The 13449-nt window shown below is 72.5% G+C and carries 14 protein-coding genes; 8 read left to right on the top strand and 6 right to left on the bottom strand.

From position 1 onward, the window contains the following. The first annotated feature begins 113 nt into the window (after window positions 1-113). Window positions 114-1583 carry a catalase gene (locus ACFYW3_RS10225; RefSeq protein WP_351749096.1) on the top strand — a complete coding sequence of 490 codons (1470 nt, stop codon included), beginning with the start codon at window positions 114-116 and terminating at the stop codon, window positions 1581-1583. A gap of 105 nt (window positions 1584-1688) precedes the next feature. On the opposite strand, the gene ACFYW3_RS10220 is transcribed toward ACFYW3_RS10225, so the two are convergent. Continuing rightward, a complete protein-coding gene (locus ACFYW3_RS10220) occupies window positions 1689-2084 on the bottom strand; it encodes a CBS domain-containing protein (RefSeq protein WP_351749099.1) in 396 nt (131 codons plus the stop codon). Window positions 2085-2337: 253 nt separating this feature from the next. Continuing rightward, a complete protein-coding gene (gene hisN, locus ACFYW3_RS10215) occupies window positions 2338-3150 on the bottom strand; it encodes a histidinol-phosphatase (protein WP_389386043.1) in 813 nt (270 codons plus the stop codon). A gap of 137 nt (window positions 3151-3287) precedes the next feature. On the opposite strand from hisN, the gene ACFYW3_RS10210 reads away from it, so the two are divergent. Then, entirely contained in the window at window positions 3288-3848 is a 561-nt protein-coding gene (locus ACFYW3_RS10210) for a TetR/AcrR family transcriptional regulator (protein WP_351749325.1), read from the top strand. Here the strand turns inward: ACFYW3_RS10210 and ACFYW3_RS10205 are convergent. From ACFYW3_RS10205 to ACFYW3_RS10190, 4 genes are all read right to left on the bottom strand, one after another. Next, complete coding sequence (locus tag ACFYW3_RS10205) at window positions 3814-4137, bottom strand: multidrug efflux SMR transporter (protein ID WP_030225858.1); 324 nt, start codon at window positions 4135-4137, stop codon at window positions 3814-3816. The genes ACFYW3_RS10210 and ACFYW3_RS10205 overlap by 35 nt on opposite strands. 116 nt (window positions 4138-4253) lie before the next feature. Then, the gene (gene rsgA, locus ACFYW3_RS10200; protein ID WP_351749104.1) at window positions 4254-5264 is read right to left on the bottom strand and encodes a ribosome small subunit-dependent GTPase A; all 1011 of its coding nucleotides are present in this window, start codon (window positions 5262-5264) and stop codon (window positions 4254-4256) included. Between the two features lie 8 nt (window positions 5265-5272). Next, on the bottom strand, window positions 5273-6610 hold the full coding sequence (gene aroA, locus ACFYW3_RS10195) for a 3-phosphoshikimate 1-carboxyvinyltransferase (RefSeq protein WP_351749107.1): 1338 nt from the start codon (window positions 6608-6610) through the stop codon (window positions 5273-5275). A gap of 65 nt (window positions 6611-6675) precedes the next feature. Then, window positions 6676-7389: a M50 family metallopeptidase gene (locus ACFYW3_RS10190; protein ID WP_389386042.1), complete on the bottom strand. Its 714-nt coding sequence runs from the start codon at window positions 7387-7389 to the stop codon at window positions 6676-6678. Window positions 7390-7442: 53 nt separating this feature from the next. Here ACFYW3_RS10190 and ACFYW3_RS10185 point away from each other — a divergent pair, with 53 nt between their 5' ends. From ACFYW3_RS10185 to ACFYW3_RS10160, 6 genes are all read left to right on the top strand, one after another. Beyond that, window positions 7443-8258, top strand: coding sequence for an SOS response-associated peptidase (locus ACFYW3_RS10185; protein ID WP_351749110.1), 816 nt, complete (start codon window positions 7443-7445; stop codon window positions 8256-8258). Window positions 8259-8277: 19 nt separating this feature from the next. Continuing rightward, window positions 8278-8934 carry an alpha/beta family hydrolase gene (locus ACFYW3_RS10180; RefSeq protein ID WP_351749113.1) on the top strand — a complete coding sequence of 219 codons (657 nt, stop codon included), beginning with the start codon at window positions 8278-8280 and terminating at the stop codon, window positions 8932-8934. Between the two features lie 428 nt (window positions 8935-9362). After that, window positions 9363-10007, top strand: coding sequence for a sigma-70 family RNA polymerase sigma factor (locus tag ACFYW3_RS10175; protein WP_008741505.1), 645 nt, complete (start codon window positions 9363-9365; stop codon window positions 10005-10007). Continuing rightward, on the top strand, window positions 10004-10306 hold the full coding sequence (gene rsrA, locus ACFYW3_RS10170) for a mycothiol system anti-sigma-R factor (protein WP_053676413.1): 303 nt from the start codon (window positions 10004-10006) through the stop codon (window positions 10304-10306). The genes ACFYW3_RS10175 and rsrA overlap by 4 nt, the downstream gene beginning before the upstream one ends. Window positions 10307-10531: 225 nt before the next feature. After that, entirely contained in the window at window positions 10532-12133 is a 1602-nt protein-coding gene (locus tag ACFYW3_RS10165; protein WP_389386041.1) for an HD-GYP domain-containing protein, read from the top strand. After that, on the top strand, window positions 12130-13407 hold the full coding sequence (locus ACFYW3_RS10160; protein ID WP_351749119.1) for an HD domain-containing protein: 1278 nt from the start codon (window positions 12130-12132) through the stop codon (window positions 13405-13407). The genes ACFYW3_RS10165 and ACFYW3_RS10160 overlap by 4 nt, the downstream gene beginning before the upstream one ends. The last annotated feature ends 42 nt before the right edge of the window (window positions 13408-13449 follow it).

The following is a 13449-nucleotide window of genomic DNA, read 5'->3' as shown; positions in this document are numbered from 1 at the left end:
GTGTAACTCCCGAACGAGTTCGAGATTGGATGCTCACTTGACTTGGACAAAGTCCATCATAGGATCGAGCACGGCGCGGCCCGAGGTCGGGCCGAGGACAGGACGAGGCAGGAATGACGCAGGAGGCGCACGTGACGCAGGGACCGCTCACCACGGAGGCCGGGGCTCCGGTCGCGGACAACCAGAACAGCGAGACCGCCGGCATCGGCGGCCCCGTCCTGATCCAGGACCAGCTCCTGCTGGAGAAGCTCGCGCACTTCAACCGCGAGCGGATCCCGGAGCGCGTGGTGCACGCCCGCGGCGCCGGCGCCTACGGCACCTTCACGCTCACCCGCGACGTCTCGCAGTGGACCCGGGCGAAGTTCCTGTCCGAGGTCGGCAAGGAGACCGAGACGTTCCTGCGCTTCTCCACCGTCGCGGGCAACCTCGGCAGCGCCGACGCGGTGCGCGACCCCCGCGGCTGGGCGCTGAAGTTCTACACCGAAGAGGGCAACTACGACCTCGTCGGCAACAACACCCCGGTGTTCTTCATCAAGGACGCCATCAAGTTCCCCGACTTCATCCACACCCAGAAGCGCGACCCGTACACGGGCTCGCAGGAAGCCGACAACGTGTGGGACTTCTGGGGCCTGAGCCCCGAGTCGACCCACCAGGTCACCTGGCTCTTCGGCGACCGAGGCATCCCGGCCTCCTACCGCCACATGAACGGCTTCGGCTCGCACACGTTCCAGTGGAACAACGAGGCCGGCGAGGTCTTCTGGGTCAAGTACCACTTCAAGACCGACCAGGGCATCAAGAACCTCACCCAGGACGAGGCCAACCGGCTCGCCGGCGAGGACCCCGACTCGCACCAGCGCGACCTGCGCGAGGCCATCGAGCGCGGTGACTTCCCGTCCTGGACCGTGCAGGTCCAGATCATGCCCGCGGCCGAGGCGGCCGAGTACCGCTTCAACCCGTTCGACCTCACCAAGGTGTGGCCGCACGCGGACTACCCGCTGATCGAGATCGGCAAGCTGGAGCTCAACCGCAACCCGGAGAACGTCTTCGCCGAGGTCGAGCAGAGCATCTTCAGCCCGGCCCACTTCGTCCCCGGCATCGGACCGTCCCCGGACAAGATGCTCCAGGGTCGTCTCTTCGGCTACGGCGACGCCCACCGCTACCGCGTCGGCATCAACGCCGACCACCTGCCGGTGAACCGCCCGCACGCCACCGAGGCACGCACCCACTCCCGTGACGGCCACCTGTACGACGGCCGCCACAAGGGCGCGAAGAACTACGAGCCGAACAGCTTCGGCGGCCCGCACCAGACCGACCGCCCGCTGTGGCAGTCGGTTCCCCTCACGGGCGGCACGGGCAACCACCCGGCCGCGGTGCACCGCGAGGACAACGACTTCGTCCAGGCGGGCAACCTCTACCGCCTCTACTCCGAGGACGAGAAGGCCCGGCTGATCGAGAACCTGTCCGGGTTCATCGCCAAGGTCTCGCGCGACGACATCGTCGAGCGCGCGATCGACAACTTCCGCCAGGCGGACGGAGACTTCGGCAAGCGGCTGGAGGCCGCGGTCCAGGCCCTTCGCGGCTGACGCACCGCTTGTCGTGGCGAAAGACGGGCCGGCGCTCCCTCGGGAGGGCCGGCCCGTCGGCGTACCGTCCAAGAGCCCGGGCCGGCGGGCCCCGCCCCGGGAGGACTACGCCGGAACGACGCTGCGCCGGGCCGGCGCCCAGCAGCGGATGACGTCACGGACGGACACGATGCCCACGGGGCCGCCGTCCTCCAGCACGATCAGATGCCGGAAACCGCCGTGCGCCATGGCCTCGGCGGCCTCCTGCACGGTGGCCTCCGGAGTACAGAACACGACGTTGTTGGTGGTGTGCGCACCCACGGACTCGCGGTCGGGGTCGTGTCCCGCGCCGATCGAGTTGAGGATGTCGCGCTCGGTCAGGATGCCGATTCCACTGTGGTCGGGGTCGAGGACGACGGCCGCGCCCACGCGCCGGCCGGACATCAGGCAGGCCGCCTGACGGAGGGTGTGTGCGGGGCCGAGGGTGAGGATCACGGTGCTCATGGCGTCACGGACGAGCATGAAGGGAGCCACCTCCTGGGTGATCCCCCGCTCGGGTGGGTGCGCGGGGCGAAGGCCGTGCGGTCGCACTTCGAGAAGCCCTTCACAAGCGCACAAGCGGGGGGATCCTCAGATTCCCACGAACACGGAGGGTCATCAAGGGGGCGCGTTCCGCACACGCGGGCGCATCCGCCGGCACGGGACGCGCCCGGGCCCCCGGTCGCGGGGGCCTCAGGGGTCCGGAACCCGGTCCCGGACCCGGCCCGCCCGGACCTCAGGCGCGCGGGCGCAGGTGCGTCAGCATCTCCTCGTGGAGCAGGTCGTTCGAGGCAGCGGCGTTCCCGCCGTGCACGCCCTCGACCCCGTCCAGATCGGTGAAGCGCCCCCCGGCCTCCTGGACCACGACCGCCAGGGCGGCCATGTCCCACAGGCTCAGCTCCGGCTCGGCGCACAGGTCGAGCGAGCCCTCCGCCACCATCATGTACGGCCAGAAGTCGCCGTAGCCGCGGGTGCGCCAGCAGGCGCGCGACAGGTCCAGGAAGCCGGGCAGCCGGCCCTGCTCCTCCCAGCCGCTCAGCGAGGAGTAGGCGAAGGAGGCGTCGTCCAGGGTCGCGACCTTCGACACCCCGAGCCGCGTGGTCTCGCCCAGCGCGCCGCCCGCGAAGGCGCCGCCGCCCTGCGCCGCCCACCAGCGGCGGCCCAGCGCCGGCGCGGAGACCACGCCGACCACGGGGCGGAACGACCCGTCCGCGTCCTCGGGGTCCCGGGCCATCAGGGAGATCAGGGTCGCCCAGACCGGAACCCCGCGCACGTAGTTCTTGGTGCCGTCGATGGGGTCCACGACCCAACGGCGCGGCCCGTCGCCCTGGAGCCCGTACTCCTCGCCCAGGATCGCGTCCCCGGGGCGGGCGGCCAGGATCCCGGCCCGGACGATCTCCTCGGCGGCCTTGTCGGCCTCGCTCACCGGGGTCATGTCCGGCTTCGTCTCGACCAGCAGGTCGAGGGCGCGGAAGCGCTGCATCGTGGCGGCGTCCGCCGCGTCGGCGAGCTCAAGGGCAAGGCGGAGGTCATCGTCATACTCGGGCATGGTCGAACAGTATCGAGACTGTCGCGGCCCGGCGAACGCCGTCCACGCTGCGGCCGAGAGGCGCCCTTGACAGGATCTGTCGACCCGTCAACTCTGGCCGGAGAGTCAATCGGGTGAGCCAATCGGGGGAGGCGTCGATGCCGGCGGCCCGGGAATCCTTGCTGGAAGCGGCCGGAGCGGCGCTGTCCGCGCGCCCCTGGCCCGCCGTGCGGATGGTCGACGTGGCGGCCGCCGCCGGGGTGTCCCGGCAGACCCTCTACAACGAGTTCGGTGGCAAGGCGGGCCTTGGCCGGGCCCTGGTGCGCCGCGAGGCCGACTGGTACCTCGACGGCGTGGACCGGACCCTGGCCGCCCAGGCGGGCACCGCCGACCGGCTCGCGGGAGTGGCCGAGTGGACCGTACGGGCCGCCCGCGCACGCCCCCTGGTCCAGGCCCTGCTGACCGGCTCGTGGAACGGGAACCTGCCGGCTCCGCCCGGACGCGGGTCCCGACCGGGCGTCCCGGCGCTCGGCCCCGGCGAACTGATCCGGGCGGTCCGCGACCGGGCGTCCACCGCGCTCACGCCCGAGACGGCGGGGCGGTGCGAACTCGTCGTACGACTCGCGCTGTCCTACGTGATCGCCCCGGGGGAGGAGCCGGGCACCGGGGAACTGCTGCGCCTGGTCAGTGCGCCGAACCGGACAGCTGAAGTCCGATGACGCCGAGGATGACCAGCGAGATCGAGACGAGCTTGAGCGTGGACACCAGGTCGCCCAGGAAGACCATGCCGTAGATCGCGGTCCCGGCCGCCCCGATGCCCGTCCACACCGCGTACGCCGGACCCACGTCGAGCTTCTTCAGCGCGAGCGTCAGCAGGCCGAAGCTGCCGAGCGCGAAACAGGCGAAGGCGATGGTCGGCCACAGACGGGTGAAACCGTGGGACAGCTTGAGGCACACCGCGAAGCCCGTTTCCAGGATTCCGGCGACCACGACCAGCAGCCACGCCATGGCGTACGCCTCCCCGCGTCATGTGACATCGCGTCACTTGGTGCGAACAAGCATTTATCCCGACCGGTGGTCCCACAAACCCGGCCCGCCGCCGGACGGCCGGGCCGCCGTTCGGCTCAGTCGCCCTCGCGGCGCTCCCGCGTCTCCAGCAGCCGGCGCAGCGAGTACAGCCGCGCCGGGTCCGCGTGGCCGTCCTCGACCCACTTGTCGAGCGCGCAGTCCGGCTCGTCGTGGCTGCACGCGCGCGGACACCCCTCGGTACCGGGCACCAGTTCCGGGAAGGCCAGGATCACCCGGGACGGATCCACGTGGTGCAGACCGAACGAGCGCACGCCCGGGGTGTCGATCACCCAGCCGTCGCCCGAGGGCAGCGGCAGCGCGAGCGCCGAGGTGGTGGTGTGCCGGCCGCGGCCGGTCACCGCGTTCACGTGGCCGGTGGCGCGCCGCCGGTCCGCCGCGACGAGCGAGTTGACCAGGGTGGTCTTGCCGACGCCCGAGTGGCCGACGAAGGCCGTGACCCGGCCGTTCAGACGCTCGCGCACCCGCTCCGCCGCGTCGCCCGTCGCCAGCTCCTCGCGGTTGGTCACCACGTAGTTCAGACCGAAGGTCGAGTAGATCTCCAGGATCTTGTCGGCGGAGGTCAGGTCGGACTTGGTGAGCACCAGCAGCGGCTCCAGGCCGGCGTCGTACGCCGCCACCAGGCAGCGGTCGATCATCCGGGGCCGCGGCTCCGGATCGGCCAGCGCCGTGACGATGGCCAACTGGTCCGCGTTCGCGACGACCACCCGCTCGTACGGGTCGTCGTCGTCCGCGGTGCGCCGCAGGACGGACCGGCGCTCCTCGATCCGCACGATCCGGGCGAGGGTGTCCTTCTTGCCGGACAGGTCACCGACGATCCAGACCCGGTCGCCGACCACCGCCGCCTTGCGGCCCAGCTCGCGCGCCTTCATCGCGTGCACCGTGCGGTCCTCGACCAGGCAGGTCAGCCGGCCGCGGTCCACGGTCAGGACGAAGCCCTCCGAGGCGTCCTCGTGCTTGGGGCGGATGGTCGTACGCGGCCGATTGCCCTTGCGGTTCGGGCGGGAGCGGATGTCGTCCTCGTCGGTGTTCTTGCCGTACCTGCGCATGACGGGCCCTACGCTCCCGATCCCGCGAGCATGTCCGACCACATCGTGGGGAAGTCCGGCAGGGTCTTCGCGGTCGTCGCCACGTTCTCGATCAGCACGCCCTCCACCGCCAGACCGATCACGGCGCCCGCGGTGGCCATCCGGTGGTCGTCGTACGTGTGGAAGACACCGCCGTGCAGCGGGCGCGGGCGGATGTGCAGTCCGTCGGCGGTCTCGGTGACATCGCCGCCGAGCCCGTTGATCTCGGCGGTCAGCGCCGCCAGCCGGTCCGTCTCGTGCAGCCGCAGGTGCCGGACACCGCGCAGGATGGACTCGGAGTCGGCCAGCGCCGCCACCGCCGCGATGCCCGGGGTCAGCTCGCCGACCTCGCCCAGGTCCACGTCGATGCCGTGGATCTTCCCGGTGCCGGTGAAGACCAGACCCGCGTCGGTGAGCTCGCAGGAACCGCCCATCTCCGTGAAGATGCGGCGCAGCGCGTCGCCGGGCTGGGTGGTGCGGCGCGGCCAGTCGGGGATGGTGACCGTGCCGCCGGTGATCAGCGCCGCCGCCATGAAGGGCTGCGCGTTGGACAGGTCGGGCTCCACGACCATGTCGCGGCCCAGGAGCGCGCCGGGCGCGACCCGCCACACGTCCTTCTCGCCGCCGGCCTCCGGGGTGTCCACCTGGGCGCCCGCCGCGCGCAGCATCTCCACCGTCATCCGGATGTGCGGCATGGACGGCAGGGTCGAACCGATGTGCCGGACCTCGACGCCCTGGTTGAACCGCGGCGCGGACAGCAGCAGCGCCGAGACGAACTGGGAGGAGTTGGAGGCGTCGATCTCGACCGTGCCGCCCTCCAGGGCCCCGCCGCCCTGGACGGTCAGGGGCAGCGCGCCCCGGCCGTCGTCGTCGATGCGGGCCCCGAGGACGCGCAGCGCGTTGATGACCTCGCCCAGCGGGCGCTCGTAGGAACGCGGGTCGCCGTCGAAGCGGATGTCGCCGCCGGCCAGGGTGGCCACGGGCGGCAGGAAGCGCATGACCGTGCCCGCGTTGCCGACGTCGACGGTGGCCGGACCGTGCAGCGCGGCCGGGATGACCCGCCAGGCCTCGCCGCTGTCACCGTCGGCGGAACTGGAGGAGATGGTCTCCTCGATGCCGACGCCCATCGCGCGCAGGGCGTCCGACATCAGCTGCGAGTCGCGCGAGCGCAGCGGGCGGCGCACCCAGCCCGGCTCGGAGGCCAGTGCGGCGAGCACCAGGGCCCGGTTGGTGACCGATTTGGAACCCGGCACGGTGACGGTGGCGTGGACGGTGCCGTCGGCGAGCGGAGCGGGCCAGAGGGCGTGGAGCGCGGGGGTCTCGGTCATGGCCTCCACTTTAGTGGCTCCGCCCGTACCCGGATCTTGATCGCCGGCCGGTCGTCGTCCCCGTCTCAGAGGGCGAGGAGCCAGCGCCCGCCGCCGATCAGCGAACACAGCGCGACGGCGTGGAACATCAGCAGCCAGACGACCGGGTGCACGTGCGTGAGCCGACCGAGCTGGTCCGCGTCCGAGTCCGGGGCTCCACCGTTCCTCCGCTTGGCCTGGAGCTCGAACACCGGCCGGACCCCGCCCAGCAGCAGGAACCACACCACCCCGTACGTGAACATCGCCTGGACCTCGGCCGGGGCCAGCCAGGACACCAGGACGAAGCCGGCCCCGGTCAGCACCACCGTGAGCAGCCCGTACGCGTTCCGGATCATCACCAGCATCGCCACCAGCAGCGCGGTCGCCGCCCACAGCAGCAGCGTGATCCGGTGCGCCGACAGCAGCGCGGCCCCGCCGAGGCCGAGCAGCGAGGGCGCCGTGTACCCGGCGGCCGCCGTCAGGACCATGCCGAGCCCGGTCGGCCTGCCCCGGCTGACGGTGACCCCGCTGGTGTCCGAGTGCAGCCGGATCCCGTCGAGGCGGCGCCCGGTCAACAGCGCGAGCAGCCCGTGACCGCCCTCGTGCGCGATGGTGATCGCGTTGCGGGAGATCCGCCACACCGGGCGGGGCGCCACGGCTGCCATGGCGACGACCCCGGTCGCGATCACCAGCCACAGCTCGGGCTCGGGCTGTATGCCGGTCAGCCGGTCCCAGAGACCGGCCGTCGTGATGCTGTCCATGGAGTGGCGGACTCCTTGCGGTGGTGGGCGGGTGTCGTGGCAGTGTTGCAGGCATGTGCGGAAGGTATGCAGCGAGTCGGGCGCCGGAGGATCTGGCGGGAATCTTCGGCGTCGAGAAGCGGGAGCCCGAGGAGTCCCTGGCACCCGACTGGAACGTGGCGCCGACGAAAGAGGTCCACATCGTCCTCGACCGTCCCTTGAAGGACGCGCCGAGCCCGCGTCCGGTTCGACAGTTGCGGGTGGTGAAGTGGGGGCTCGTCCCCTCCTGGGCCAAGAACCCCGAGGGCGCGGCCCGGATGATCAACGCCCGCGCCGAGACCCTCGCGGAGAAGCCGTCCTTCCGCCGCCCGTTCGCCCAGCGCCGTTGCATCATCCCCGCCGACGGCTACTACGAGTGGGTCACCGCCCACGACGAGCGGCAGTTGGAGGTCGAGGGGAAGAAGAAGCGGGCCCGCAAGCAGCCCTACTTCGTGCTGCCCTCCGACGGCGCCGTCTTCGCCATGGCCGGGATCTACGAGTTCTGGCGCGACCGGACCCTGCCCGACGACCATCCGGCGGCCTGGTGGGCGACCTGCTCGGTCATCACCACTGAGGCCGAGACCGGGCCGCTGGGGGTGGCCCCCGCCGACGGACCCCGCTCGCTGTCCGACATCCACCCCCGTATGCCGCTGATGCTGACCCCGGACAAGTGGGATCCCTGGCTGGACCCGGCGCGCACGGACCCCGACGAGCTCCAGGCGCTGCTCGCGCCGCCGCCCGGCGGGCTCATGCGGGCGTACGCGGTGTCCACCGCCGTCAGCAACGTGCGCAACAACGGCCCCGAGCTGCTGGCGGAACTGGCCGCGCCGGAGGAGGAGACCCTCTTCTGACCCGGGCAGGATGGGGCGCATGACCACGCGTACCGAGAGCGTCCCGACGCCGGCGGGCGAGGCCCGCGTCACCTGGCACCCCGCCACGGCCGGTAAGGCCCGGCTCGTGCTCGCCGTGAGCCACGGCGCCGGCGGCGGGATCGAGGCCCGGGACCTGCGGGCGCTGGCCTCCGCCCTGCCGGCCCGCGGGATCACCGTGGCCCTGGTCGAACAGCCATGGCGGGTCGCCGGGAAGAAGGTCGCCGCCGCGCCCAAGGTGCTCGACGAGGGCTGGCGCGGGCTGTGGCCGGCGCTGACCCGGCCCGGACCGCCCGTGGTGGCCGGCGGACGCAGCGCCGGTGCCAGGGTGGCCTGCCGGACCGCCGCCGAGCTGGGCGCGGCCGGGGTGCTCGCGCTGGCGTTCCCGCTGCACCCGCCGGGCCGGCCCGAGAAGTCCCGGGCCGAGGAGCTGCTGGGCGCCGGGCGGCCCACCCTGGTGGTCCAAGGGAGCCGGGATCCTTTCGGCCGGCCCGAGGAGTTTCCCGAACCGACCGGGGACGATCCGTACGAACTCGTCGCGGTGGAGCACGGCGACCACGGGTTCGCCGTGCCGAAGAGGGCCGACCGGACCCAGGACGAGACCCTCGACGTGATCACCGGGGCCGTCGCGCGATGGCTCGGACGACTGTCGCTGTGAGCCCTCCGAGGGTTGCCGGCGGAGCCCTCGGACGGTTGTCGCCCCGAACCCCCGCACGGCCCGCGCTCCGAGCCCCCGCACGGCCGGCGACCCGGGCCGGGGGCTCGACCTGACACATTCCCGCGTGATCCGGATCACGCGCCCCGCGGAGTCGACCTGACGGATCCGGGAAACCCCCACAGGCCCCGGGAATGCCGGGCCCGGGCCTTCTGTTGTGCCGAATGTCGGTACGTACGGGAAGTTCGTCGGAGGAGAGGGAGCGCATGACCCAGGTCATCAGCCAGAACCGTCCGCAGGCCGCTGACCTGGACTGGACGGTGCTGCCCGCCCCCAAGCGCGGGACGCTTCGGGCGGCGGAGGGCCGGGAAGGTCGACTATTCTCCGATTCGAGCGGATCCGCTTTCGGAGCCGCCACGCTGTCGGAGGAGGTGGGTCCTGTCGCCGGGACCGACGAAGGCCACGCGGAGGAGACGACCCCGGAGCGCAACGCGCGCTTCGAGCGGGACGCCCTCGGCTACCTCGACCAGATGTACTCCGCCGCGCTGCGCATGACGCGCAACCCGGCCGACGCCGAGGACCTGGTCCAGGAGACGTACGCGAAGGCGTACGCGTCCTTCCACCAGTTCCGCGAGGGCACCAACCTCAAGGCATGGCTCTACCGCATCCTGACGAACACGTTCATCAACTCCTACCGCAAGAAGCAGCGCGAACCGCAGCGCAGTGCCGCGGAGGAGATCGAGGACTGGCAGTTGGCGCGCGCCGAGTCGCACATGTCGACGGGCCTTCGGTCCGCCGAATCGCAGGCGCTCGACCACCTGCCCGACTCGGATGTGAAGGAAGCGCTCCAGGCCATTCCGGAGGAGTTCCGCATCGCGGTCTATCTCGCCGACGTAGAGGGCTTTGCGTACAAGGAGATCGCGGACATCATGGGTACACCCATCGGCACGGTCATGTCCCGACTGCACCGTGGGCGCCGTCAACTCCGCGGAATGTTGGAGGACTATGCCCGTGAGCGCGGGCTGGTCCCCGCCGGTGCCGGAGAGTCGAACGACCTGAAAGGCTCGGGCTCATGAGCTGCGGAGAGCCGCACGAGACGGAGTGCGCCGAGGTCCTGGATCACCTTTACGAGTTCCTGGACCACGAGATGCCCGACAGCGACTGCACGAAGTTCGAGACACACTTCGGCGAGTGCAATCCCTGTCTTGAGAAGTACGGCCTCGAACAGGCCGTGAAGAAGCTGGTCAAGCGCTGCTGCGGTTCGGACGACGTGCCGACCGATCTGCGCTCGAAGGTGATGGGACGGATCGAGTTGATCCGTTCGGGGCAGGCCGTGCCCGACCACGACGTCACGGCCGATCCCGCGACGGGCTAGTCGAAAGCGTTCGTTTCCCCATCGCCCGGGATTCGCCGGCCGCGCCTTTCCGAACAACCGCCCCCGGCCGTTCCCTTCGTTCACTCGAAGGTGCTAATCCGGGGGCACCCGAACGACACAATGTGAAAATGTGGCCCACTTCACGTGGGACCCCACCTATTCTCCCCTTCCGGTACCGGTCCGCTCCGGTGCCCGCCGTACACGGCCCAGGGGGAGGAGAGCGCCATGCGGGTACTTCCACCGGCGGCGCGCGTCCTCGTCGTGTGCGCGGTCCTCGTGGCATCGGTGTGCGTGCTTCCGGCCGCACTCCGCCCCGACACCCGCTGGCCGACCGTCTCGCTGCTCGCCGTGCTCTACCTCGGCTGTGAGTCGGTGCGGATCTGCCCACGCCTCACCGGCCGGGTGCCCGAGGGCATCGGCACCTTCTTCCCCGTCGTGCTGGCCGCCGTCTTCCTGTTGCCGCCCTCCGCCGCCGCGCTCGTGGCCGTGCCCGGGGCCCTGGCCGGACCGGTGGTCCGGCGACCGGCGGGCGTGCGCCGGGTGTGGCACGCGGCGCAGCAGGCGACGGCCGCCTGGGTGGCGGGACGCACGTACGGGCTGCTCGGCGGACCGGCCGCGCTCGACGGGCGAGGGCCGGTCGCGAGCGGGATTCCCCGGCCGTCCGCCGGCGGCCTGCCGGGCGCCGATCCGATCGCGTGGGTCGCCGACTTCCCCTACCTGCTGCTTCCCGCGGCGGCCGCCGCCGTCGCCTTCTGTCTGGTCCTCACCCTCCTCGACGGGGCGATCCTCGTCGCCGCCGAGCGGCGGCCCCGGGCCACCGTCCGGGCGGCTCTGTCGGTGCGCTCCCTGGCCCCGCACTGCGTGCACGGGCTGGCCGGGCTGATGATGGCCGTCATGTGGCGCAGCCCGTACGGACTGCCCGCCGCCCTGCTGGTCCTGCTGCCGATGTACATCTCCTGCTGGGTCTTCGCCCAGTACCACCGCGAGCGCACCGCCCACCAGGCCACGATCCGCGCGCTGGTGCAGGCCGTGGACGTCAAGGACCGCTACACGCGCGGTCACAGCGAGCGGGTCGGTCAGGCCTCGGCGATGATCGCCCGCGAGCTGGGGATGGCGGACGAGCGGACGGAAGTCGTCCGCATCGCCGGCATCCTGCACGACGTGGGCAAGATCGGCGTACCGACCCGACTCCTGCGCAAGGACGGCCCTTTGACCCCCGAGGAACGTCGGATCATAGAGCTGCACCCCGAGTACGGGCACGAGATGGTGCGCGGCATCGGCTTCCTGGGGGAGGCCCGCGCGGCGATCCTCCACCACCACGAGCGGGTCGACGGGTCGGGGTATCCGTACGGGCTTCGCGGCGAGCAGATCCCGGTGTCGGCCCGCGTGGTGGCGGTGGCCGACTCCTTCGACGCGATGACGTCGACGCGCTCGTACAGCAGGGCGCGGCCGGTGCCGGTCGCGCTCGCCGAGCTGGAGCGGTGCGCGGGGACACAGTTCGACCCGGCCATGGTGCGGGCCCTGGTCGGCGCCATCGGGCGCCTGGGCTGGCACCCGGTGGTCACCTCCGACGACGACCTCCAGGTGATCGGTGACGCTCCGGCCGGGCCGGGCGGGCCCGGCGTCCCCGCCGAGGGCACGCTGCCCGGGCTGCCGACCCAGGGCGGTCCGTCGGCGGCGCCCGCGGATCCGGGCCCGCCGGGCCGGCCCCGGGACGAGGCTCCCGCACCCGACCGTGCCCCCGGAGGCCGGACGCCCCGGGTGCGCCCCGCGACCGGAACCGGCCCCGGGCCGCGCCCCGGACCCCGACCCGGAACCGGCCCGTGAGGGGGCCGACCGCCCCCGCGGTACGCGCCGCCGCCGCCCTGCTCACCCTCGTGGCCCTGGCCCACACCCTGTGGCACGGCCTCGCCGACACCGGCGTCGCCCTCGCCTTCGGCGGCCTCGTCGCCGTCGGGGAACTCGCCCGCCGCGACCACAGGGACGCCGCCGGGAACCTCACGGCCGAGGACCGCCGGCCCGCGCCCCTCGGCTCCGCCGGAGCCCTCGCGTACGCCCTGCTCGGGCAGAACGCCGGGCACCCCACCCACCACGGGGTCCTGCAGACCGTCGCCGTCGTGCTCGCCGCAGCCCTCGTCGGGCTGGTGCCGCACGTGGCGCGGGGCCGCGGGCCCGCCCTCGACCACGTGGCCCGCCAGGTGCTCACGGTCGGCTTCGCCGCCGCCTGTTTCCAGCCGCTCCACGACTCCGGCCGACTGGAGGACAGGGTCGGCGAGGGCCCGTACCTCGTGCTCTTCCTGCTGCTCCTGCTCGGCCTGACGGCCCTGTGCGACGCGGTCCTCGCCGCCGCGCTCGCCGCGTCCCGCACCGGGTGGCCGTACGGGCCCCTGCTGCGCGACGAGCTGCGCGCGCTCGTCGGGATCGGCTCGGCGATCTGCGCGACCGGTTTGGTCATGGCGCTGGCCGTGGCCGTGGCCGGGGTGTGGGTCCTGCCCGTCTTCAGCGTGCCGCTGCTGCTCACCCAACTGTCCTTCCACCGGATCACCGCGATCCGCACCACCTACCGCGAGACCATCACCTCCCTCGCCCGGGCCACCGAGATCGCCGGGTACACCCGCCCGGGCCACTCCCTGCGGGTGGCCGCGCTGAGCTGCGCCGTCGGGCGGGAGCTGGGGCTGTCCGAGCGCGAGCTCACGGTGCTGGAGTACGCCGCGCTGATGCACGACATCGGGCAGCTGTCCCTCGTCGACCCGGTCCCGGCCGGGGCGACCGCCGGGCTGCCCGCCGCCGAGGCCCGCCGGATCGCCGGGCTGGGCGGGGAGGTGGCCCGGCAGACGGGGGTGCCGACGGAGGTCGCGGTGGTCGTGGAGCGGCAGGCCGATCCGTACCGTGAGCAGCCGGTCGCCGCCCGGATCGTGCGCGCGGTGAACGCCTACGAGGACCTGTGCGGCGGAAGCGGTCACCCGGGCGGCTCACTGGCCGCCCTGGAGCGTCTGCGGCTGGGTACCGGGCACGACTACCAGCCGGAGGTCGTGGAGTCCCTGGCGAGGGTTCTGGCCAGGGGCGGACGTGCCCGAGTCGTTCCCGTCCCGCCTGGGTAACCCATGGGTAATGAGCGGCCGTCCGAGTGGGCATGGTTGGAT

This window comes from Streptomyces sp. NPDC002602 (assembly GCF_042889445.1).
Taxonomy (GTDB): Bacteria; Actinomycetota; Actinomycetes; order Streptomycetales; family Streptomycetaceae; genus Streptomyces.
This window is presented reverse-complemented; position numbering and strand designations above follow the sequence as displayed.